Below are 23,324 nucleotides of genomic sequence, written 5' to 3' on the forward strand. Positions count from 1 at the left end.
ACAGCTCAGCGCCAGAGACGGGGACCCCAACATCAAAAGCCACGGCAGCTTCGCGCGATGAGCGCGGCTGCGCTGTGCTTTGCTGTTGCCTTTAACCCCCTTTGCCTCGCACCGAGCAGCGCAGCGAGCGCAGTGGGAGAGCCGAACAGGAAGTTCGGCTCAGTTGCAGCCGCGCCAGGGATGGCGCGTCTGCAACGGCCCCGAGCACGCGAGCAGCGCAGGCTGCCGGCGCCGCGACAGCGGCGACGGATGCGAGGCGCAGGGCGTGATTTCTCTTGGGTACTTCTCTTTGCACGAGCAAAGAGAAGTACCTCGGGCGCCGACAGGCGCACGAAACCAAGGCTCGATCAGCAAACAAACCAAGCAACAACATCAAAGCCCTGGCGGGTTACGGCGCTGGCGCGCCTAACCCGCCCTACGGTTCAAAGTCCGCCGTCCACGATCAACGATTCGGAATATTGAATATTTGTGAGGAGCGCCTGAAGCCATGAACCGCGTCAAAGACAAAGTCTGCCTCATCACCGGCGGCGCGCGCGGCCTGGGCCTTGCGGCTGCCGAGGCGCTGATTGCCGAAGGAGCCAGGGTCATGATCACCGACCTCGATGCCCGCGAAGGCCAGCTGCAGGCTGCGCGCCTGGGCAGCCAGGCCCTGTTCCGCGAACAGGACGTGCGCAGCGCCGCGCACTGGCAGGAAACCCTCGACGCGCTCATCGCCCGCTGGGGCCGCCTCGACGTGCTGGTCAACAACGCCGGCATCGGCGCCCTGTTCAACATCGAGGAAATCAGCAGCGACGACTGGCAGCGCACCCTCGACATCAACTTGAGCGGCGTGATGCTCGGCACCCAGCAGGGCATCGCCCGCATGAAGAACAGCGGCGGCGGCAGCATCATCAACATCGCCTCCATCGAAGGCCTGATCGGTGAAGCCGCGCTGCCCGCCTACAACGCCAGCAAGGGCGGCGTGCGCCTGTTCACGCGCTCGGCCGCGATTCACTGCGCGCGCAGCGGCTACAACATCCGCATCAACAACGTCTGCCCCGGCTTTGCCGAAACCCAGATGGTGGCCGGTGCCCTGGCGGCCCTGAGTCCCGAGCAGGCGCAGGACTTCGCCGCCAAGACCCTGGCGCGCATTCCCATGGGCCGCTTCGCCAAACCGGCCGAGATCGCCAGCACCGTGCTGTTCCTGGCCTCGGACGAGTCCAGCTACATGACCGGCTCGGATCTGGTGGTCGATGGCGGCATGACGGCCTGACACACAACGAAAGCACGAGAGAGGAGCAAGATGAGCAAGAAGCCCGTGGTCATTTACGGCGTCACCGGTTACACCGGCCGCCTGGTTGCCGAATACCTGCGCGAATACCGCGTGCCCTTCATCGCCGCCGGCCGCGACGGCAAGCGCATCGCCGAGGTGCTGAGCAAGGTGCCCGGCATCGAGAACGCCGAATACGAGATCGCCGAGGTCGAACACAGCACCGAAGCACTGACCAAGCTGTTCAAGGGCGCGCGCGTGGTCTGCAACATGGTCGGCCCGTTCATGAAGTATGGCCCCGAGGCGGTGGAAGCCGCGCTGGCCGCCGGCTGCCATTACACCGATACCAATGGCGAGCAGAACTGGATGATGCACGCCGAGGAAACCTGGGGCGCGAAGTTCGCAGCGAAGAACCTGCTGCTCGCACCCGGCATCGCGCAGATGTACACCACCGGCGAGATCGCCGCGCAGCTGTGCCTGGAAACCCCGGGGCTCGACACCCTGGATATCCTGGTGCTGTGGAAAGGCTTCCCCACCTACGCCTCCACGCAGACCATCTTCAGCATCCTCACCGCCAACTTCTATTACCTGGAACAGAACAAGTACGTGCAGTGGTCGCCCACTGCCCGCTCCGAAGTGGTGGTGCCCGGCCAGCATGATGTGGCGATGGCCCTGCCCTGGGGCGGCACCGCGCATCCGGTGTGGTTCAAGAATGATCCGCGCGTGGCCAACTGCAAGGCGCAAGGCGGCGTGTTTGCGCGCGCGGTGATGGAAGGCGTGGTGCAGATCACCGCCGTCATCGAAGAGAAGATCAAGAAGCTGCCGAAAGCCGAGCAGGAGGCGCAGCTCTCCGCCATGGCCGCCAGCCTGCAGTCCGGCATGCCGCCACGCGAGAACCCGCGCGAGAACACCTCCGTGGACTCGGTGATCGCCAGCGGCCCGCTGGGTCGCGTGCATTGCGTGATTCACGGCAACTGCAACTACAAGCAGACCGGTCTGCTGCAGGCTTACGCGGCCTATCACCTGCTGCAGGCGCCGCCGCAGCGTTATGGCTTCGCCTCGGGCTGCCAGGCCTTCGGCCATCGTCAGCTGCTGGGCGTGCTGCAGAGCTTCGGCCTGGTGAGCGCGCCGCGCATCAGCGGCGATCTGGCGAGGTAAGCGCCCATGCAGGCGCGCATGCTGCAGCAGCACGCCTACATCGCCGGCGTCGGCATGACCGCGTTCGCGCGGCATGCCGGGCGCGGCCTGAAGAGCCTGGGCGCGGAAGCCCTGCGCCTGGCGCTGGCCGATGCCGGCCTGGAACCGCAGAGCGTGCAGGCTGCGTATCTGGCCAACGCCGCCGCACCGCTGGTGACGGGACAGAGCGCGGTGGGCGGTCAGGTCCTGCTGCGCGAGCTGGGCATCGGCGGCATCGCAGTGGTGAACGTGGAGAACGCCGATGCCGGCGGCGCCACGGCCTTTCATCAGGCCTGCGCCATGGTCAGCGCCGGCTACTACGATGTGGTGCTGGCCTGTGCCTACGAAAAACTGCATCAGGCCGATGCCGCACGCGCCGATGCTGCCCTGGGCAATGCCCTGGACGTGGAGCGCGCCGACGAGCTGCAGCAGCTGCTGCGGCAGAAGCTGCGCGACGCCGGGCTGCCCAGCAGCGGCAGCTGCCGTCTGGATCTGCTGGGCGTCTGGGCCTGGCGGCACATGCACGCGCATGGCACCACGCGCGAGCAGCTGGCGCAGGTGGTGGTGAAGAACGCGCAGCACGCGATGGCCAATCCCTACGCGGCGCTGCGCGAGCGCGTGCACGCCGATGCCCTGCTCGCTGCGCCCCTGCTCACAGGCCCGCTGGGTGCGGGCATGTGCGCGCCGCTGGTGGATGGCGCCGCCGCCGCCGTGGTGGTGAGTCCGCGCAAGCTGCGCGAACTGGGCCTGCGCCGCGCCGTGCGGGTGCGCGCCTCGGTGCTGGCCAGCGGCTGGGAGACGCAGGACGAGGACGATATCCACGCCGCCGAACAGGTCGCGCAGCGCGCCTACACCAAGGCCGAGATCGGCCCGCAGGATCTGCACTGCATCGAGCTGCATGATCCCAGCGCCGCCTGCGAGATTCTCTATTACGAACACCTGGGCCTGTGTGCGCCGGGCGAAGGCGGCGAGCTGCTGGACAGCGGCGCCACGCGCCTGGGTGGCCGCCTTCCGGTGAATCCCTCCGGTGGCCTGCTGCGGCGCGGACACGCCGGCGCGGCCTCCGGCATGGCGCAGATCGCCGAGCTGGTCTGGCAGCTGCGCGGCGAGGCCGGCGCGCGTCAGGTGCAGAAAGCCAGACTGGCGCTGGCGCACAGCGGCGGCGGCGTGGTGGGTCGCGAGGTCGCGGCCATCGTCATCAATATTCTCGAATCCGCCTGAGCGCGGCTTGCACCGGAGATGGCCATGCATCGCTACGAGATGCCGCATCTGTTCTCTTACAGCGCCACGCTCGCGCCGCCGGAAGTGATCGGCCCGGTGCCGGAAGGCCTGCGCGTGAACTTCTACATCACCGGCGGCGAGCTGCGCGGCCCGCTGGCCTGCGGTCGCTTGCGGCCGGTGGGCGCCGACTGGGTGCTGCTGAGCCGCGACGGCGTGGGCCACATGAACGTGCGCGCCACCGCCGAACTCCAGGACGGCGCGCTGGTGTACCTGCAGTACACCGGCATCCTCGATCTGGGCACAAACGGCTACGAGGACTTCATCGCCGGTCGCCTGCCGCCGCGCGCGGCGCTGCGCACCAGCATCCGCATGAGCACCGCGCATCCCGAGCACGCGCAGCTCAACCGCCTGCTCTGCATCGGGGTCGGCGAAGCGGACTTCGGCAGCTTGAGCGTGGACTACGACGTTTACGCCGTCCGCTGAGAGCCGCCCCTTCCTTGGAAGGGGCCGGAGGGCGCCCGCGTGGCGCAGACTGCGGGCAGCACAAGACCAAGAGGAGCTGGCGCATGAGCACGCATCGTTGCTGGTATTTCAATCGTCGCCCGCGACACGAGATCGAGGCCGACACCCTGCAGCTGCGCGAGCTGCCGCGCGCGCCGCTCCAGGACGGCGAATTCCGCCTGCGCCATCTGTATCTGTCGCTGGATGCCACCAACCGCCTCTGGATCAGCGAATGGGATCTGTACATGCCGACCATCGCGCCCGGCTCGCCGATGCTGGGCTTCGTGCTCGGCGAGGTGGTCGAGTCGCGTCATCCCGGTTTTGCGGTCGGCTCGCTGGCGGCGGGCCTGGCGCCCTGGGCCGATGAATCGGTGAGCACGGGCGAGGGTTTCTCGCCGATGCCGCGCATTCCCGGCCTGCCGCTGGCCGAGGCCTTCGGCATTCTCGCGGTGGCCGGACCTTCGGCCTATGTCGGCCTGATGGACATCGGCCGGCCCAAGCCGGGCGATACCGTGGTGGTCAGCGCCGCCGCCGGTGCGGTGGGCATGATCGTCGGACAGCTGGCCAGGATTCACGGCTGCCGCGTGATCGGCGTGGCGGGCGGCGCGGAAAAGTGCCGCTGGCTGAAAGACGAACTCGGCTTCGACGCGGTGGTCGATTACCGGCAAGGCGATCTGCTGGGCCAGCTGCGCCAGGCCGCGCCCGAGGGCATCGACCTGCATTACGAAAACGTGGGCGGCGAGATTCTCGACGCCGCGCTCAGCTGCATGAACAACTTCGGCACCGTGGTGGTCTGCGGCCTGATCGCCAGCTACAACGCCGGCAGCGATCCGGTGCCGGGTCCCTACATGTTCCGCAATGTGATCATGCGCCGCCTGCGCATCGAAGGTTTCGTGGTGCTGGATCATCTCGACAAGTATCCGCAGTACCAGCAGAAGCTCGCCGCCTGGATGCTCGAAGGCAAAATCAAATACCGCCTGCATGTGGTGGACGGCCTAGCGCGCGCCAGCGAGGCGCTGAAGCTGCTCTACACCAGCGGCAATCAGGGCAAGCTCATGGTGCGCATCGGCGCCGAGCCGGCCTGAGCCCCCCATGGTCCGCAGCGCGCGTCTGGATGCCGGTCCCGCCGCCAACGACGGCGCCGCGCCGCAGGCCGGGGCGCTGGTGCTGCGTCGCGAAGCCCTGCAGCGCCTGCAGCAGCATCGCGAGCTGCGCCTGATCGTGGTGCAGGCGCCGGCGGGCTTCGGCAAGACCAGCCTGCTGCAGCAGTACTGCGAGCTGCGCGCCGCGCAGGGCGATGCCGTGGCCTGGCTGCGCGTGGACCTGCACTGCGCCGACGCCTCGCAGTTCCTGCGCGCGCTCTGCGAGGCCTTGCGCGGCGGCGCGGCGCCGCGCGGTCGCGGCGCGCGGCGGCCGAGCACGCTGGAGGATCTCGCCAGCCTGCTGCGCGCCCAGAGCGGGCGCCTGCTGCTGGTGATCGACAACTTCGAGCAGGCCAGCGGCGCGGCGCTCGACGGTCTGCTCGGCCAGCTGGTACGCCTGCTCAAGCCCGGCATGCAGCTGTGTCTGGGCACACGCGTGCTGCCGGGTCATCGGCTGTCGCGACTGCTGATCGAAGAACAGAGCCTGCTGCTGGACGCCGAGGCGCTGCGCTTCTCGGCGGCGGAGAGCACCGAGTTCCTGCGCGACAGCGCCATGCTCAGCGCCCGGGAAATCACCGAGCTGCACGAGCGCTGCGATGGCTGGCCGGCGGCGCTGCAATGCCTGCGCCTGTGCCTGCGCCGGGGCCGCAGCCAGCGCAGCCTGGCTTTTGCCGGACGCGGCATCACGCCGGAGCTGATCGACTTTCTCGCCGCCGAAGTCTTCGAGCAGCTGGCGCCCGAGCTGCAATCGCTGCTGCTCGAACTCTGCGTGCCGGAGAAGCTCAGCGCGGCGCTGGTCGAACACATCAGCGCGCGCGGCCAGGGTCGCGAGCAGCTGGCGCGGATCGAGAAGGCCGGACTGTTCCTGGCGCAGGCCGATCTGCAGCGGCACTGGTACCGCTTCCACAATCTGTTCCGGCATTTTCTGCTGGCGCGCCTGCGCAGCGAGACCTCGGATCAGGAGATGCAGGCCCGTCACGGCCGCATCGCGCAGTGGTATGAGCAGCACGGCTTTCGCGAGGAGGCGATCCAGCACTATCTGGACGCACAGCGCCAGGACGAGGCCGCGCGCCTGCTCAGCCAGATCATCGACAGCCTGATCGCCGAAGAGCGCCTGGGTCTGGTGGAGCGCTATGTCGAGCAGCTGCCGGTGGACAGCCTGCTGGCCAGCGAGGCCTTGTGCGAGGCAGCGATCATCGCCTATGGCTTTCGCCGCAGCTTCGACAAGGCGCACCGCCTCATCGAGCGTCGCGCCGCGCATCTGCAGACGCAGCACGCCGACGCGCACACCCTGGCGCGCCACCACAGCACGCGCCTGTTCGTGCTCGCCGCGCAGGACCGCATCGAAGAGATGGGCCAGTGCGCCGGGCACTGCCTGCAGCATCTGGATGCGCGCGACGGCTACCGCTACGCGGTGAGTCTCAACGCCCGCTCCATGGCCTGCGTGGGCCGCTCCGACTTCGATCAGGCGCGCAGCCTGTGCCTGCAGGCCCGCCCCCTGCACGACCGCGAGCGGCATCTGTTCGGCCAGGCTTATCAGGAAGCCATCCACGCCATGACGCTCAGCGCCCAGGGCCGCATCGTGGACGCGCAGCGCTGCCTGTCCGCCGCCCTGCACCACACCGAGCAGGAAGCCGCCGGCAGCGTCAGCGCCGGCTCGGTGCTGGCCGCGTATCTGGCGGAAGCCTGTTACGAGCAGAACCGCATCACCGAGGCCGAAGGCCTGATTCACGACTACGCGCAGCTCGCCGAACAGCAGGCCATCGCCGATCCGCTGGCGGTGATGCTGCTCACGCAGGCGCGCATCGCGCACCTGCGCGGCGACGAGGCGGAGGCCGAGGAAATCCTGGAGCGCCTGCTGTACCTGGGCTACCGCCATGGTTACACACGCCTGCTCAGCTACGCGCGCGCCGAGTTCGTGCGCCAGGCCACGCTGTCCGGTGACCTGGACCGCGCTGAGCGACGCTTGCGCGAACTGGATCCCGAGCACGATGCCACGCTGGCCGGGCCGCTGCTGTTTCACGCCGGCGAGAACGAAGCGCATGGCATCAGCCTGGCGCGCTATCTGATTCACAGCGGCCGCCATGCGCAGGCACGCACCGCGCTGCAGGCGCAGATCCGCGAGGCGCGGCAGCAGCGCCGTCGCCGGCGCGAACTCAAGCTCAGCCTGCTGCTGGCGATCTCCCTGCACAACGAGGGCCGCGAGGCGGCGGCGCGGCGCGCGATGCTGGAAACCCTGAGCCTGGGCACGCCGCAGGAATTCATCCGCAGCATTCTCGACGAGCGCGCGCCGGCGCTGCGCCTGCTGCGCGAGCTGGGCGGCGGCCTGCAGCAGCTGCCGGAGCTGTCCGAACGCGACAGCCTGCAGGCCTATCTGGAGCATCTGCTGCGCGAGGCCGGCGACAAGCCCCTGCCCGCGCCCGCCTGCCAGGTCGCGCGTCCGCCCAGCGCCGAGCTGCTGGCCAGCCTCACCGAGCGCGAGAAACGCCTGCTGCGGCACGTCGCCACGGGACTTTCCAATCGCGAGCTGGCCGAGCGCCTGTCGGTGTCCACCAACACCGTGAAGTGGCATCTGCGCAACATCTTCGAGAAGCTGCAGATCGGCAATCGCGTACAGGCCATCGCGCTGGCACGGCATCTGGGTCTGATCGACTAGCGCGTCCGCCTCAACCCGAGGCCTTTTTCTTCCGTCCTGATGAAGCCTGCGGCGCAGCGGCGCCCGGCCCCCCATCCTGCAAGCGCTCCAGCTCGGCCAGCACCCTCAGCCCCTTGAACAGCGCATCCCACTGCGCCGGCCCCAGGTGCTTGAGCAGGTCGTCCTGCGCGCGACGCCAGTGCGGCAGGGCTTTTTCCAGCGAGGCGAAACCCTTGGGCGTCAGGCGCACCAGACGGTGCCGCGCATCCTCGCCAGCCACCACTTCCAGATGCCCGCTGCGCTCCAGCAGCTGCACATTGCGGGCCACCGTGGTGCGCTCGGTCTCCAGGGCCCGTGCCAGGCGCGACATCTTCACCTCGCCGAAGTAGTACAGGCGGATCAGCAGCGAGAACTGCGCGATACCGATATCCGTGCCGCCCAGATACTCGTTGTAGAGCTTGGTGATGCTGCGGTTGGCCGAGCGCAGTTGCTCGGAAAAGCAGACGTGCCGGCGATTCCGCACGTCCTCCAGATAGGGCAGGTGATAGCGCTTGGCTTTCATATCAGTGTATATACACGTACATTACGGTGCACTCAAAACGAAACGGTCCAGGAATCCTCATGCCCGGCTCACCCTCCATCATGCCCTCCGCCGTCGGCAGCCGCAGCCTGCCCCGCGCCCATCCACGGCCCGGCGTCGAGACCCGCAAGGCCTTGTGCGCGAGCTGCGACATCGCCTGCAGCGTGGTGACCGAGGTGCAGAAGGGCCGCGTCACCCGCGTGCGCTCCTCGGACAATCCGCTGTTCAAGGACAACATCTGCGTCAAGGGCATCACCGCGCCCAAGAACTTCGCCAACCCCGAGCGCGTGCTGTATCCGCAAAGGCGCGTCGGCGAACGCGGCTCCGGGCAATGGCAGCGCGTGAGCTGGGAAGAGGCGATGGCCGACATCGGCGCGCGCCTCAAGACCATCATCGCGCAGCACGGGCCGGAAGCCTGGGCCGTGTCCACCAGCCAGTGGAACACCGGCACCGATCACGGCCTGGGCCGCCGCATCATGAATCACATCGGCTCTCCCAACTGGATCAGCGGCGTGGCGCTGTGCGCCGGCAATACCGCGGCGGTCAATCGCCTGACCTACGGCTGGTTCCCCTGGCCGGATTACGACAACACCCATTGCATCGTGCTGTTCGGCCACAACCCGGGCCGGAACTCCTGGGTGCCGATCTACAACCAGATCCAGCGCGTCAAGGCGCGCGGCGGCAAGCTGATCGTGCTCGACCCGCGCAAGAGCGAGTGCGCGGCGATGGCCGATCTGTGGCTGCCGCTGAAGGTGGGCACCGACACCGCGATGATGATGGGCTGGCTCAAGGTGATCCTGGACGAGCGGCTCTACGATGAGGACTTCGTGGCGCGCTGGACCATCGGCTTCGAGGACCTGCGCCGCCGCGTCGATGAGTTTCCGCTGTCGCGCGTGGCGCAGATCACCGGCGTGTCGGCGGAGCTGATCGCCAAGGCCGCGCGCCTGTACGCCTCGCAAGGCCCTTCGGTGATTCCCTGGACACCGATCACCGATCAGCAGCGCAACAGCACCTCGGGCATCCGCCTGCACAGCATCCTGCGCGCGGTCTGCGGCTACCTGGACGTGCCGGGCGGCGAGGCCCTGATGGGCTTTCATCCGGACATCGTGCCGGAGTCGGCCGTCGAGATGCACGAGGTCTTGCCGGAGGCGCAGAAGGCCAAGCAGCTGGGCGCGGATCAGCATCCGGTCTTCACCTATCGCGGCCAGGCCGCGTTGCGCGAGCCCCTGAGGCGGGTCTGGGGCCATGAGTACGCCAACCAGGCCACCGGCTGCTACATGGCCAATCCCTCGGCGGTGTTCCGCGCCATGGCCGGACAGGGGCCGTACCCGGTCAAGGCGCTGTTCTCCATCGGCAACAACACCCTGCTCGGCTTTGCCAACATGCCGCTGATTCTCAAGGCGCTGCTGAACCAGGAGCTGATCGTGGTGCAGGAGCACGTGATGACGCCCACCGCGCAGCTGGCCGACTACGTGCTGCCCGGCGACTCCTGGCTGGAGCGGCCCTGGATGTTCGATGGCTATGGCTGGCTGTCCCTCTACAAGCCCTCGCAGAAATCCATGGAGCCGCCCGGCGAGTGCAAGAGCACCTTCGAGTTCTGGAAGCTCGTCGCCGGCGCGCTGGACCGTCCGGAGCTGGTGCCCTGGCCGACGCTGGAGGCCTTCTACGACTGGCGGCTCAAGGGTCTGGGCGTGGCCTTCGAGACCTTTGCCAGCGTCTACGAGGTGCACGCCGACAAGCTGGAATTCCGCAAGTACGAGAAGACCGGTTTCGCCACGCCCAGCGGCAAGGTGGAACTGCGCTCCTCGATTCTGGAAAGCCTGGGCTTCGATCCCCTGCCCTACTGGCGCGAGGACCCGCCGCCCGATCCCGAGTATCCGCTGATGATGTTCACCGGCGTGCGCGAGGCCGAGTACTTCCAGACCGGCGGCCGCCACGTGCCGGAGCTGCGCGCGCGCAAGCCCGAGCCGCAGCTGTTCATCAGCCCCGCCACCGCCCGCGCGCAGGAGCTGCAGGAAGGCCAGTGGGTGGTGGTGGAGACGCGCACCGGGCGCGTCGACATCCAGGTCAGCATCCGCGACACCATGCCCGACAATCTGGTGCGCATCCCGCACGGCTGGTGGAAGCCGGAAACCGCGCAGGGCCTGGGCACGCTGTCCGGCGCCCTGCAGTACGCCGACGCGCAGCTGTGCGGCGACGAGGGCGATTACCTCGATCACGAGCAAGGCATTCCGCATCTCAAGGGCCTGCCCTGCCGCATCGTGAAGAAGCCGGAGGCGCTGGCATGAAGCCCTACTACCGGCGCGAGGCCATGGCCAAGATCGCCTTTGCGCTGGCCAAGAAGGCCTCGCGCAACCAGACCTGGTTCGACCGCCTGGCGCGCCGCATCCTGGAGCGCGTGCTGCACTTCAACTTCGATCTCGACGAGATGGTGATCGCCGACCAGGGCTACGATCCCGACGAGCTGACGCGTTACCAGAAAGGCCTGTAGGCAGGCCGCCTGCCGCCGACTCTCCTTCCGGGTGGTGCCAGCGCCCCGGCGCACTGCCAAGCTCTCCTGGTGTCGTCACCAGAACAAGGAGGAGCCCGCCATGCGAGTGCTGATCACCGAAAACCTGCGCATCGACCTGGACAGCGAGCTGTGGGAATGCCGCCACTGCGGCAAGGCGCTGATCTCGGCGCGCGAGAACTACAAGCGCGGCCTGCTGGTCTACAACCGCGATCCGCGCGAGATTCACAAGCCGCTGCTGGACCCGGCGAAGTACGCGCTCACCTACTCGCCCAATCCCGACTGGTGCCGCATTCTCGAATACTACTGCCCGCGCTGCGGCAGCATGATCGAGACCGAATACCTGCCGCCCGGCCATCCGCCGGTGCATGACATCCAGCTCGACATCGATGCGCTCAAGGCGCAGTGGCGGGACCGTGCCGAAGTCCGCGAGCACGCGCCCGGCGCCGATGCCGGCCTGGACAAGCTGCTGAGCCAGCGCGCCGTGCACGCGCGCACGCACTCGCACTGAACGGGAGGCGGCCATGAAACGCGTCTCCGTGGACATCGGCGGCACCTTCACCGACTGCTTCGTGGCCTGGGACGGCCGCTGCATCGAGAGCAAGGCGCTGACCACGCATCACAATCTGGCCCTGGGCTTCAACGAGGCGCTGCGCAATGCCTGCGCGGAACTGGCCCTGAGCGAATACGAGCTGCTCTCGCAGGTGGACTCGGTGCGCTACGCCACCACCCTGGGCACCAATGCCCTGATCCAGCGCAAGGGCCCGCGCCTGGGCCTGCTCACCACCGCCGGCTTTCGCGCCTCGGTGCCGCTGGCACGCGCCAAGGGTTATGGCGTGGGCCTGCCGCATGCGCAGCAGATGGACGTGCCCAATGCGCAGCGGCCCGAGCCCATCGTGCCCTTGCCGATGATCGTGGAAGTGCGCGAGCGCATCGACTACGCAGGCCAGGTGGTGATGGCTCTGGACGAGGAACAGCTGCGCGAAGCGCTGCGCACGCTGGTGGACAAGGGCGCGGAAACCCTGGTGGTGGTGCTGGCCAATTCCGTGGTCAATCCCGCGCACGAGCTGCGCATCCGCGAGATCTTTCTCGACGAATACCCCGGCCACATGCTCGGCGCCATTCCCATGCTGCTCTCGCACCAGGTGGCCGGCCGCAAGGGCGAGTACGTGCGCGCCATGTCCACCATCCTCGATGGCTTCCTGCATCAGGTGATGTACCACGGCCTGGGCACGCTGGAACTCAATCTGCGCGAGGCCGGCTATCGCAAGCCCATGCTGGTGAATCACAACTCCGGCGGCATGGCGCAGCTCAATTCCACCGACGCGCTGCAGACCGTGCATTCCGGGCCGGTGTCCGGCATCGCCGCCGGCGAGCATCTGGCCCTGCAGGCGCAGCTGGGCAATATCGTCGCCACCGACATGGGCGGCACCAGCTTCGACATCGGCATCGTGGTGGAAGGCGGCGTCAAGCATTACGACTTTAATCCGGTGATCGAGCGCTGGATGGTCAGCGTGCCCATGGTGCATCTGGTCACGCTCGGCGCCGGGGGCGGTTCGATCTGCAGCTACGACCGCATGTTCGGCAGCGTGCAGGTGGGGCCGGACAGCGCCGGCTCCGATCCGGGACCGGCCGCCTATGATCGCGGCGGCCTCAAGCCCACGGTCACCGATGCCGATCTGCTGCTGGGTTATCTGGACCCCGCGCATTACGCCGGCGGCCGCATCAAGCTCCATGCGCGGCGCGCACGCCAGGCCATCGAGGACGAACTGGCCGAGCCGCTGGACGTGTCCGCGATCGAAGCCGCCAAGCGCATCAAGTCCACGGTCGACGCCAACATGGCCAATGGCATCGCCCGCGAGCTGCGCACGCGCGGCTACGAGCCCGAGCACTTCACCATCCTCGCCTACGGCGGCAACGGCCCCCTGCATGCCTGCGGCATCGCCCGCGCCCTGGGCGTGCGGCGCATCCTCGCGCCGCCGTTTGCCTCGGTGTTCTCGGCGGTGGGCGCCGGCAACATGAGCCAGCTGCACATCCACGAGAAGAGCTGCTGGACCACGCTGTTCGACGCCAGCCAGCAGCGCTTCTTCAGCGACTATGCGCAATTCAATGCCGTGGTCGAGGAGCTGGAGCAGCGCGGTCGCGACGACCTGTTGCGGCAGGGCTTCGCGGCGGAGCAGATCCGTTATCGGCTGGAGCTGGACATGCGCTACGGCAATCAGCGCGTGGAAACCGCCGTGGTCACGTCACTCAATCGCCTCACCGAGCCCGAGCAGGTGCTGCAGCTGATCGAGCAGTTCCATGCCCGCTACGGCGAGCGCTTCGGCCAGGGCAGCCAGACCCCGGAAGCCGGCGTGCGCATCAACACCATCCGCGTCTGCGCCCATGTCGAGCATCCCGGCATCGCCTTCGCCGACATCCGGCCGCAGGGCGAGCCGCTGCCGCCACCGCCGCCGCGCGCGCATCGCGACTGCCATTTCGTCGGCCATGAAGGCGCGATCCGCACCGCGATCTACGACGAGGCGGCCTTGACGGTGGGCACGCAGATCGACGGGCCCGCCATCGTGGTCACGCGCGCCACCACTTACCTGATCGAACCCGGCTGGCGTTATCGCGCTGCAGCGCAGAACGCCGTGTGGTTCACGCGTCTGGATCACTGAACCGGAGTATCCGAATGGACGACATCACCCTCAGCGCGCGCCAGCAGGCCCTGCTCGACCGCTTCCTGCACGAGAACAAGCTGTTCTATGCGCCCGACCCTTCGATCATGGAGAACCATCGCATCGCGCCGCGCAGCGAACTCGAGGAACGCCTGCTCAGCCAGCCTCTGGACCGACAGAAGATCAACGAGCTGCGCGGCCTGATCGTGGCGGCGCTCGACGAAAGCCACACCATGATCGAGCAGATGGGCGCAGCGCCCGGCGCCAAGTGGGGCGATATGACCACCGCCATCTTCACCGCCGCCGGCGACCTGTCGATGATCGCGCCGCATGGCGTGGGCGGCTTTGCCGCCGCCGTGTTCTACCCGATCAAGTTCATCATCAAGCACTGGATTCCCGAGCCCACGGTCGGCGTGCGCGAGGGCGATGGCTTCATCCACAACGATGCGCGCTACGGCGGCATCCACAACACCGATCAGTCGATGATGATGCCGGTGTTCTGGAAGGGCGAGATCGTGTGCTGGCTCTCGGCCACCATCCACGAAGGCGAGAACGGCGCCTGCGAACCCGGCGGCATGCCGGCGGCGGCGGAAAGCAAGTTCGATGAAGGTTTGAAGATGCCGCCGTTCAAGGTGGTGGAGAACTTCGAGCTGAAGCGCGATCTGGTCACCTTCCTGCAGAACTCGGTGCGCGACCCCAAGCTGCAGCTGGAAGACATGAAGGTGCGCCTGCACTCGGTGCTGCGCCTGCGCGAGCGCGTGCTCAAGATTCTGGAGGCCTTCGGACCCGAGGCCCTGGTCAGCACCCTGCGCGTGCACATCGAGGACGTGGTGACGGAAGTGCGGCGGCGCATCGCCGAGCTGCCGGACGGCACCACGCGCACCGTGTCCTTCGCCGATTCCACGCTGCGCGAGAACGCCCTGCTCAAGCTCAACATGGCGATCACCGTGCAGGGCGAGAAGATGATCGTGGACATGCGCGGCAGCTCGCCGGAGCTGCTGAACCGCTCCATCAATGCCTGCCAGGCCTCGTTCAAGACCATGCTGTTCACCGGCTTCATGCAGAACATCTGGCCGGACCTGCCGTTCACCATGGCGGTGTTCACGCCTTTTGATTTCATCTTCGACGAGAAGTCGCTGATCAACGGCTCCTTCGACACGCCGCAGGCCATGAGCCTGATTCCGCTGTTCAAGACCATGACCATCGCCTGCATTCCGATGGCCAAGTTCAACTACAGCCTGCCGCAGCGCTACACCGCGATGGTGGCGCCGCAGTACGACCAGCCGGCAACCCTGATCTACGGCGGCCTCACCCAGCACAGCGAATACGTGGGCAACTTCTGCGCCGACATCAACGGCATGGGCCAGGGTGGACGCAGCCATCGCGACGGCGAGCATTCGGTGTCACCGCCGTTTGCCGCGCACTGCGATCTGGGCGAGATCGAGCTGATGGAGGAAGACCTGCCGATGGTGCGTCTGGGCGCCTTCACCCTGGCCCGGGATCGCGTCGGCTTCGGCAAGCAGCGCAGCGGCCTGGGCTACGAGCAGATCCACACCTATCGCAACTCGGGCCTCTGGGGCTTCATGACCGGCTGCTCGGGCTCGCTGTTCTGCTCGGCGCAGCCCCTGTTCGGCGGCTATGCCTCGCCCACCTATCCGCTGTGCAAGGTCAAGGGCGTGAACGTCTTCGAGTTCCTGGCGCAACAACCGGAAGCGCTGCCGCTGGACATCGTGCGCATCATGAACGAGCAGCCGATTCCCGGCGCCAGCTACTCCACGCACGACATGGGCATGACCTTCGAGCTGGCCGCGCCCGGCGAGCTGTACATGATGTGTCAGGGCGCCGGCGGCGGTTACGGCGATGTGCTGCAGCGCGATCCGCAGCTGGTGATGAAGGATCTGGAGGAAGACCTGATCTCGGACGCCACCGCGCGCGAAATCTACCAGGTGATCTACGACCCGGCCTCGCGCGTGGTGGACGAGGCGGCCACCGAGCGCGCACGCGCGGCCGAGCGGCAGGCCCGTCTGGCGCGCGGCAAGCCGTATGACGCCTTCCTGGCCGAATGGCAGACGCCGGCGCCGCCGGCGCATCTGCCCTTCTTCGGCTGCTGGGATGATGCGACCGTGGTCTACGGCGTGAGCATGGGGCAGCGCGTGAAGATGGACGGCAAGGCCCTGTCCAGCATGTTCATGCTCAATCCCAAGGACCTGCGCATCGCCGAACTCGAAGCGCAGCTCAAGGCGGCGCTGGCCAGACCTTGAAGAACGCTCAGCGGCCCGGCGGCTCCGCCTGCTGCGGGTCGCTGCGCTGCTTGCGGTACTCGTCGTAGCTGGGATGATTGGGATCGCACTGTGCATTGCCGGTGCGGTCCGTACAGCTTTTCTGGTACGCCGCCTCGTAGGCGGCGCGCTTGGCGGCCTCGCTGCTGCAGGCGGCCAGCGACAACAAGAGCACAAGGGCCAGCAAGGGCTTGGTCATGCGCGCCTCCCGGGCGTAATGAGGATCGGCTGCAAGCATAAGGGCGAGGGCCTAAGCTTGTCGCATGTCCGCCCTGCAAGATTTCATCCACGGCCATCGCCGCCTGTTCCTGCTCACCGGTGCCGGCTGCAGCACCGGCTCCGGCATTCCCGATTATCGCGACGAGCAAGGCGCCTGGAAGCGCAGGCCGCCGGTGATGTATCAGGCCTTCGTGCACGAACTGCACACCCGCCAGCGCTACTGGGCGCGCAGCCTGGTGGGCTGGCAGCGCCTCGGCGGCGCGCAACCCAATGCCGTGCACCGCGCGCTGCAGCGGCTGGAACAGATGGAGCGGGTGGAACTGCTGCTGACGCAGAACGTGGATGGTCTGCATCAGGCCGCCGGCAGCCGCCGCGTGCTGGATCTGCACGGTCGCATCGACACCGTGCGCTGCCTGCACTGCGGGCTGCGCCTGCCGCGTGCGCAGTGGCAGAGCCTGCTGCTGGAACACAACCCCTGCTGGCCGGATTACGCCGCCGAGGCCGCGCCCGATGGCGATGCCGATCTGGAGCTGGCCGACTTCGCCGCCTTCCAGGTGCCGGGCTGCCCGCAATGCGGCGGCCTGATCAAGCCCGATGTGGTGTTCTTCGGCGAGGCGGTGCCGCCGGCGCGGGTCACGCAGGCCCTGCAGGCCCTGGCGCAGGCCGATGCAGTGCTGGTGCTGGGCTCCTCGCTGATGGTGTATTCGGGCTTTCGCTTCGTGCGCCAGGCGCATGAGCGCGGACTGCCGATTGCGGCGGTGAATCTGGGCCGTACCCGTGCCGACGAACTCTTGCAGCTGAAGCTCCATCAGGCCTGCGGCGAGGCGCTGGCCTTTCTGCTGAAGGACGCGCAGGCAGCGCTGTAACGGGCGCCATCCAATTGCGCGACTATCCTGCAGTTCTTATGATGAATTTCATATTCATCACACAAAGAGCCCGGCGTCGGGCCGCAGGGGAATTCATGCACAAGCTCTGGCCAGCTGCCGTGCTGTTTGCGCTTCCGGGCCTGGTCCAGGCCGGCGGCATTCCCGGCGAGGCGGCGGAGCCGGACACCGTCTACGTCAACGGCGCGCCCGCGCCGGTCAACGCCGACTCCGCCAGCATCGGCACCGTCTATGCGGAACAGTTCGAGAACCGCCCGCTGTCGCGCCCCGGCGAGCTGCTGGAAGTGGTGCCCGGCCTGATCGTCACCCAGCACAGCGGTGAGGGAAAGGCCAATCAGTATTTCCTGCGAGGCTTCAACCTCGATCACGGCACCGACTTCGCCACCCGCATCGACGGCATGCCGGTGAACATGCCCACGCATGCGCATGGCCAGGGCTATAGCGACGCCAATTTCCTGATTGCCGAAACCGTGCAGGCCATCGAATACCGCAAAGGCCCCTACTACGCGCAGTACGGCGATTTCTCGGCGGCCGGTGCTGCCGACATCCGCCTGCGCGATCAGCTCGCCGCGCCGCGCCTGGACCTCAGCCTCGGTGGTCACGATTACGCGCGCGCCGTGGCGCTGGGCTCGTCCGAGTTGCTGTCGGGCAATCTGTTCGCCGCCCTGGAAGCCCAGCATTACAGCGGGCCCTGGCAGCACAGCGAGCACTTCAACAAGCTCAACGGTCTGCTGCGCTACTCGCAGCAGGACGCACAGGGCAGCTGGCATCTGAGCGCCATGGGCTATGACGCCCGCTGGGATTCCAGCGACCAGATTCCGCAGCGCGCCGTCACCCAGGGCCTGATCTCGCGCCTGGGCTGCCTGGACTGCAGCGATGGCGGCAAGACTTATCGCTACAGCCTCTCGGGCGATCTGGATCGCGTTCTCGGCGCCGGCCGCTGGCGCGCTTCGGCCTATGCCATCGCCTACCAGCTCGATCTGTTTTCCAACTTCACCTACTTTCTGAACGATCCGCTCAACGGCGATCAGTTCGAGCAGTACGACCGCCGCGGCGTCTACGGCGGCCAGAGCGCGTATCTGCTGCCGGCGCTGTCGCTGGCCGGTCTGCCGCTGCGCGGCGAACTCGGACTGCAGACGCGTTACGACGACATCTCGCCGGTGGCGCTGTATCACACGCAGACCCGTCAGCGCCTGAGCAGCATCAGCCGCAATGAGGTGCGGCAATGGTCCAAGGCGCTCTATGCGCAGGGCACGCTGCGCCTGGCGCCCTGGCTGCAGGCCACTGCCGGGCTGCGCTATGACCATTACGATTTTTCCGTGCACAGCGATCTGCCCGCCAATTCCGGCGAAGCCCGTGACCAGATCTTCAGCCCCAAGCTGAGCCTGGCCTTCGGGCCTTTCGACAAGACCGAGCTGTTCGTGAATCTGGGCCGCGGCTTCCACAGCAATGATGCGCGCGGCACCACGCAGACCATCGATCCCAATGACGGTTCGGCGGTGTCGGCGGTAACGCCGCTGGTGGCCACGCGCGGCCTCGATCTGGGTTTGCGCAGCCTGGCCTTCGAGTCCCTGCAATACAGCGCCACGCTGTTCTGGCTGGACATCGATTCGGAACTGACGTTCGGCGGCGACAGCAACAGCACCGAACCCAACCGCCCCAGCCGCCGCTACGGCCTGGAGCTGGCCGCCTACTGGACGCCGCTGACCCATCTGCTCATCGATGCCGACGCTGCCTACACGCGCGCGCGGTTCCGCGACCAGGCCAGCGAGGGCCATTACATTCCCGAAGCAGCCACCAGCGTCGCGGCCCTGGGCGCCAGCTACGATGATCCCGAGCGCTGGTTCGGCGCGCTGCGCCTGCGCTACTTCGGGCCACGGCCGCTGATCGAAGATGACAGCGTGCGTTCGAAGGCCACCGCCGTAGTCAATCTCGATGCCGGCTATCACCTGAGCCGCAAAGCCAGGCTCGCGCTGCAAGTGCTCAATCTGTTCAACAGCCGCGACCACGACATCGACTACTACTTCGCCTCACGCCTGCCCGGTGAGCCGGCCGAGGGCGTGGAGGACATCCATTTCCATCCGGTGGAACCGATCAATCTGCGCCTGCTGCTGAGCTACAGCCTGTAGCGGACCGGGGCAAGCGATCGCGGCTGCCGCTCGTACCACTGGATGTGCAGCCGCCCCACGACATCACGCGCGCTGCCGCGCGTAGAGACGCAGCTGCGAGGACATGCACCCGGGTCTCGCTCGGCATCGCGGCCATCTCATCGGCTTTCAGCAAGCAGCGTGGCGTGCTCATGAACGCTCCCGTCATGTGAGGCGCCGGCGATGGCAGCGCAGTCATCCTCGCAAAAAGGCAGATGCAGTCATCACTTTGCCAGCGCATTAAGCCGATCATAAGAAGCCGCTGCTAGGGTCCTGGTGTTTCTGGCACGTTCGGCGCCGCAGGTCCGCCCGTCTGCCAAGAAGCAATTCACCAGGGCGAGACAAGGGGAAACGGGTATGAAATCAAAAGGCAGAAAGGCCTGGCAGAGCGTGCTGGGCATCGCCGCGCTGGCCAGCGTGCCGGCCATGGCCAGCACTTCGTATGGCGATCTCAACAACTTCGACTGCATCAACGATACCGGCGAGCAGACGCATGGCTTCGAGATCGAGATCGATGACGCACACAGCACCGATGTCAGCTACACCTACGACTGGAATCACTACGGCACGCCGGTGATCCGCGAAGACAGCAGCAACCCGCTGCACCCGAAGGTCTTCGTCCGTTACGCCGCACAGAGCACCGGCGGCGGCTGGAGCGCCTACACCGCCGTGCCGGCGGCGCCGCTGGCGCCCACCGATGGCCACGCCTGCACCGATCCTTCGGTGAACCAGGGCTGCGAACACTTCGGCGTGGGCATCAACGGCGCGCCCTCGGCAGTGAAGTACAACTGGCTGATCGCCGACCCGCTGCATCCCGGCCAGCTCAAGCTCGGTCCGGCGGTGTCGGTGTCCACGCCGGTATGGACCTACACGCCGCCGGTGCTGGTCAATCCGGCGCAGCCGCCCGACCCCGCCAACATCAAGAAGCCCGCGCAGGTGGTGGCGGCGATTCCCGCGCCGGAAGAACCGGTGCCGGCCGGCAAGGCTTTCGGTCCGCCGTCCTGGATGAAGGTGATCAAGACCACCACGCACAATGCCAAGCCGGTGGCCCTGGGCGATCTGATGTCCGATGACATCAACGGCGACGGCAAGGCCGAGTGGCAGAACGGCGAGCCGGACGAGGTGGAAACCGAGTGGAAGCTGGTGCAGAACCGCGCCGACGGCAAGGATCAGGTGCAGGCGCTGGCGCCGGATGGCATGGGCAATGGCAAGGAAGTGGTGACGCGTCGCTACGAGTTCTACGCCTACAACGATCCCCACCCCATCGGCGCCGGCTCCATCGATGGCGAGAGCGGCGAGGCGATGTGCGATCAGGTGGCGGCCGACGGCATCCACGGCGTGGGCACGGTAAGCGTGGCCAACGCCAGCGGCAACAGCTACGACTTCAACTGCGCGACGCTGGCCGTGGTCGGTGATTATCAGGGCGCGCAGATGGCGGCCTTTGCCGCCGAAGCCCCGCTGGGTCTGATCGAGCATCTGCAGGACGGCGAGGCCGGCGTGGCCTACACACCGCGCGTGGTGGTGGTGGGCGGCAACACGCCCTACCAGATCACGCCGAGCAATCTGCCGGCCGGCCTGACGCTGGGTGAGTACACCGATCCCAACACCGGTGCCAGGCAGGCAGGCGTGCTGTACGGCACGCCGCTGCAGGCCGGCGATTTCGATCTGCAGGTGGTGGCCCAGGATGCCAGCGGCGCCAGCAGCAGCGCCTCCTACACCCTGCACATCGGCGGCGTTGCGCCGCAGCAGTACACGCTCAGCGTCAGCAAGACCGGCAAGGGCAGCGGCACGGTCAGCGGCGGCGCCATCAACTGCGGCAAGGCCTGCAGCACCCGTCTCGCCGCCGGCGCCTCGCTCACGCTCAGCGCCACGGCTGCAGCCAAGAACGTGTTCACCGGCTGGAGCGGCGCCTGCAGCGGCCTGGGCAATTGCAGCATCAGCAACATCCGCCAGAACTTGAGCCTCAGCGCCAGCTTCGTGCCCAACACCACGAAGTACACGCTGACGGTGAGCAAGACCGGCAAGGGCACGGTGTCCAGCTCGCCGCTGGGTGTGAGCTGCGGCCTGAACTGCTCGGGCTCGTTCAAGGTCGGCACGGTCGTGAAGCTCAGCGCCAAGCCGGGACTCAAGCAGCGCTTCCTCGGCTGGGGCGGTGCCTGCGCCGGCACCGCCAGCAGTTGCACGGTGCCGATGTACGCGGCGCAGAGCGTCAGCGCCAGCTTCGGCCCCTAGTGTCGTGAGTCAGAAGTTCCTTGATGAAGTCGCCGAGAATTTTTCGTGGCTGGCAAGGCGCGCCGACGAGGCATAGTGGTGACTATGGCGAGGAGGCGCAAGGCCGCCAGACGCGAAAAAGACCGGCGAATTCGCATGCGAATTTCTGACTCGCGACACTAGCAGCTTGCTGAAAAACGCCATCCCTGGCGTTTTTCAGGTCGCTACACAAAAGCGTGGTTTTCCTACGCTCCCGGCAGTCAAGCGCTTGCGCGCTTGACTGCCGTTGGCACCTCCATGTGCCAAGCACAGCGTGCCGAAGCCTTCGTTTTTCAGCACGCTGCTAGCGATGGCAATCGCCGGGACGGCTCCGTCCCCGCGATTGTCCATCGTGTCAACAGACCCTGGCACGCGAAGCGTGCATGCACGCCGTCGTGGCCTGCCACGGCGGCGTTTTTTATGAACACGCGTTCTTCGCTGGGCTTGCGCCACGCCGTGGCCGCCATCAAGCTCGCCAGCCGCAGCACGAGGTTCCGCGTAACCCCCAACATGGAGAGTCTTGCCGTGAAACTTGAAACGCTAGCCGTGCACGCCGGCTACAGCCCTGATCCCACCACGCGCGCAGTGGCCACGCCGGTGTACCAGACCGTGGCCTACGCCTTCGACAACGCCCAGCATGGCGCCGACCTGTTCGACCTCAAGGTGGCGGGCAACATCTACACGCGCATCATGAATCCCACGCAGGACGTGCTGGAAAAGCGCGTCGCGGCGCTGGAAGGCGGCATCGCCGCGCTGGCCCTGGCCTCGGGCATGGCCGCCATCACCTATGCGATCCAGACCATCGCCGAAGCCGGCGACAACATCGTCTCCAGCGCCACGCTCTACGGCGGCACCTACAATCTGTTCGCGCACACCCTGCCGCAGCAGGGCATCAGCACACGCTTTGCCGATGCCACGCGGCCCGAGAGCTTCGCGGCCCTGATCGACGCGCGCACCAAGGCGATCTTCTGCGAGTCGGTGGGCAATCCGCTGGGCAATGTCACCGACTTCGAGAAGCTGGCGAAGATCGCGCATGAACATGGCGTGCCGCTGATCGTCGACAACACCGTGCCCAGCCCCTATCTGTGTCGTCCCTTCGAGCATGGCGCCGATATCGTGGTGCACTCGCTGACCAAGTATCTGGGCGGTCATGGCAACAGCGTCGGCGGCGCCATCGTCGACTCCGGCAAGTTCCCCTGGGCCGAGCACAAGGCGCGCTTCCGTCGCCTCAACGAACCGGATGTCTCCTATCACGGCGTGGTCTACACCGAAGCCCTCGGGCCGGCGGCCTACATCGGCCGTGCGCGCGTGGTGCCGCTGCGCAACATGGGCGCGGCCATCTCGCCCATGAATGCCTTCCTGATCCTGCAGGGCATCGAGACCCTGGCGCTGCGCATGGACCGCATCTGCGACAACGCCCTGGCCATCGCGCGCAAGCTGCGCGCCCATCCCAAGGTGGCCTGGGTGAAATACGCGGGTCTGGAAGACCATCCCGATCACGCCCTGGTGCAGAAATACATGCGCGGCAAGGCCTCGGGCATCGTCTCCTTCGGCCTGCGCAGCCAGGACGCCGACCAGCGCGCCGCCGGCGCGCGCTTCCTGGATGCGCTGCAGCTGTTCACGCGCCTGGTGAACATCGGCGATGCCAAGTCCCTGGCCACGCATCCGGCCTCCACCACGCATCGTCAGCTCAATGCCGAGGAACTGGCCAAGGCCGGCGTCAGCGAGGAGATGGTGCGCCTGTCGGTGGGCATCGAGCACGTCGATGATCTGCTCGCCGATCTGGATCAGGCCCTGGCTGCGGTCTGATACCGCCGCAACGAAAAAGCCCTCTGCGCCGATCACGCAGAGGGCTTTTTCATGCACCTTGCC

General features: G+C 67.1%; 17 protein-coding genes. 15 read left to right on the forward strand and 2 right to left on the reverse strand.

The window, feature by feature from the left end:
- Positions 1-487 precede the first annotated feature (487 nt).
- The 6 genes from BMY12_RS08535 to BMY12_RS08560 all read left to right on the forward strand — a co-directional run bounded on the left by BMY12_RS08535 (position 488) and on the right by BMY12_RS08560 (position 7,945).
- A complete protein-coding gene (locus BMY12_RS08535) occupies positions 488-1,252 on the forward strand; it encodes a glucose 1-dehydrogenase (RefSeq protein ID WP_093284620.1) in 765 nt (254 codons plus the stop codon).
- 30 nt (positions 1,253-1,282) lie between these two features.
- Positions 1,283-2,407 carry a DUF5938 domain-containing protein gene (locus tag BMY12_RS08540; RefSeq protein ID WP_093284622.1) on the forward strand — a complete coding sequence of 375 codons (1,125 nt, stop codon included), beginning with the start codon at positions 1,283-1,285 and terminating at the stop codon, positions 2,405-2,407.
- Positions 2,408-2,413: 6 nt separating this feature from the next.
- Positions 2,414-3,646 (forward strand): thiolase family protein, encoded by a 1,233-nt coding sequence (locus BMY12_RS08545; protein WP_218140129.1) that lies wholly within the window; start codon positions 2,414-2,416, stop codon positions 3,644-3,646.
- A 24-nt stretch (positions 3,647-3,670) separates the two neighbouring features.
- Positions 3,671-4,129 (forward strand): DUF3237 domain-containing protein, encoded by a 459-nt coding sequence (locus BMY12_RS08550; RefSeq protein ID WP_177188904.1) that lies wholly within the window; start codon positions 3,671-3,673, stop codon positions 4,127-4,129.
- Between the two features lie 83 nt (positions 4,130-4,212).
- Entirely contained in the window at positions 4,213-5,232 is a 1,020-nt protein-coding gene (locus BMY12_RS08555) for an NADP-dependent oxidoreductase (RefSeq protein WP_093284625.1), read from the forward strand.
- Between the two features lie 7 nt (positions 5,233-5,239).
- The gene (locus BMY12_RS08560; RefSeq protein ID WP_093284627.1) at positions 5,240-7,945 is read left to right on the forward strand and encodes a winged helix-turn-helix domain-containing protein; all 2,706 of its coding nucleotides are present in this window, start codon (positions 5,240-5,242) and stop codon (positions 7,943-7,945) included.
- Positions 7,946-7,955: 10 nt separating this feature from the next.
- Here the strand turns inward: BMY12_RS08560 and BMY12_RS08565 are convergent, their stop codons facing one another.
- On the reverse strand, positions 7,956-8,486 hold the full coding sequence (locus tag BMY12_RS08565; RefSeq protein WP_093284630.1) for a MarR family winged helix-turn-helix transcriptional regulator: 531 nt from the start codon (positions 8,484-8,486) through the stop codon (positions 7,956-7,958).
- Positions 8,487-8,545: 59 nt separating this feature from the next.
- On the opposite strand from BMY12_RS08565, the gene BMY12_RS08570 reads away from it, so the two are divergent.
- From BMY12_RS08570 to BMY12_RS08590, 5 genes are all read left to right on the forward strand, one after another.
- A complete protein-coding gene (locus BMY12_RS08570) occupies positions 8,546-10,792 on the forward strand; it encodes a molybdopterin-containing oxidoreductase family protein (protein WP_218140130.1) in 2,247 nt (748 codons plus the stop codon).
- Positions 10,789-10,995 (forward strand): hypothetical protein, encoded by a 207-nt coding sequence (locus tag BMY12_RS08575; protein ID WP_093284632.1) that lies wholly within the window; start codon positions 10,789-10,791, stop codon positions 10,993-10,995. Before BMY12_RS08570 ends, BMY12_RS08575 begins: the two co-directional genes overlap by 4 nt.
- A gap of 100 nt (positions 10,996-11,095) precedes the next feature.
- Positions 11,096-11,524, forward strand: coding sequence for an acetone carboxylase subunit gamma (locus BMY12_RS08580; RefSeq protein WP_093284634.1), 429 nt, complete (start codon positions 11,096-11,098; stop codon positions 11,522-11,524).
- A gap of 13 nt (positions 11,525-11,537) precedes the next feature.
- Entirely contained in the window at positions 11,538-13,673 is a 2,136-nt protein-coding gene (locus BMY12_RS08585) for a hydantoinase/oxoprolinase family protein (protein WP_093284637.1), read from the forward strand.
- A 14-nt stretch (positions 13,674-13,687) separates the two neighbouring features.
- Positions 13,688-15,934 carry a hydantoinase B/oxoprolinase family protein gene (locus BMY12_RS08590; protein WP_093284641.1) on the forward strand — a complete coding sequence of 749 codons (2,247 nt, stop codon included), beginning with the start codon at positions 13,688-13,690 and terminating at the stop codon, positions 15,932-15,934.
- A 7-nt stretch (positions 15,935-15,941) separates the two neighbouring features.
- Here BMY12_RS08590 and BMY12_RS08595 read toward each other — a convergent pair whose 3' ends face one another.
- Positions 15,942-16,151 carry a hypothetical protein gene (locus BMY12_RS08595; protein ID WP_093284645.1) on the reverse strand — a complete coding sequence of 70 codons (210 nt, stop codon included), beginning with the start codon at positions 16,149-16,151 and terminating at the stop codon, positions 15,942-15,944.
- A gap of 64 nt (positions 16,152-16,215) precedes the next feature.
- On the opposite strand from BMY12_RS08595, the gene BMY12_RS08600 reads away from it, so the two are divergent.
- From BMY12_RS08600 to BMY12_RS08615, 4 genes are all read left to right on the forward strand, one after another.
- The gene (locus tag BMY12_RS08600) at positions 16,216-17,037 is read left to right on the forward strand and encodes an NAD-dependent protein deacetylase (RefSeq protein WP_093284648.1); all 822 of its coding nucleotides are present in this window, start codon (positions 16,216-16,218) and stop codon (positions 17,035-17,037) included.
- Between the two features lie 95 nt (positions 17,038-17,132).
- Positions 17,133-19,184 carry a TonB-dependent receptor gene (locus BMY12_RS08605; RefSeq protein ID WP_177188905.1) on the forward strand — a complete coding sequence of 684 codons (2,052 nt, stop codon included), beginning with the start codon at positions 17,133-17,135 and terminating at the stop codon, positions 19,182-19,184.
- Positions 19,185-19,559: 375 nt separating this feature from the next.
- Positions 19,560-21,434 carry an InlB B-repeat-containing protein gene (locus BMY12_RS20280; protein ID WP_093284655.1) on the forward strand — a complete coding sequence of 625 codons (1,875 nt, stop codon included), beginning with the start codon at positions 19,560-19,562 and terminating at the stop codon, positions 21,432-21,434.
- A gap of 543 nt (positions 21,435-21,977) precedes the next feature.
- Complete coding sequence (locus BMY12_RS08615; protein ID WP_093285094.1) at positions 21,978-23,261, forward strand: O-acetylhomoserine aminocarboxypropyltransferase/cysteine synthase family protein; 1,284 nt, start codon at positions 21,978-21,980, stop codon at positions 23,259-23,261.
- The last annotated feature ends 63 nt before the right edge of the window (positions 23,262-23,324 follow it).

It is taken from the genome of Solimonas aquatica, from assembly GCF_900111015.1.
Classification (GTDB): Bacteria; Pseudomonadota; Gammaproteobacteria; order Nevskiales; family Nevskiaceae; genus Solimonas; species Solimonas aquatica.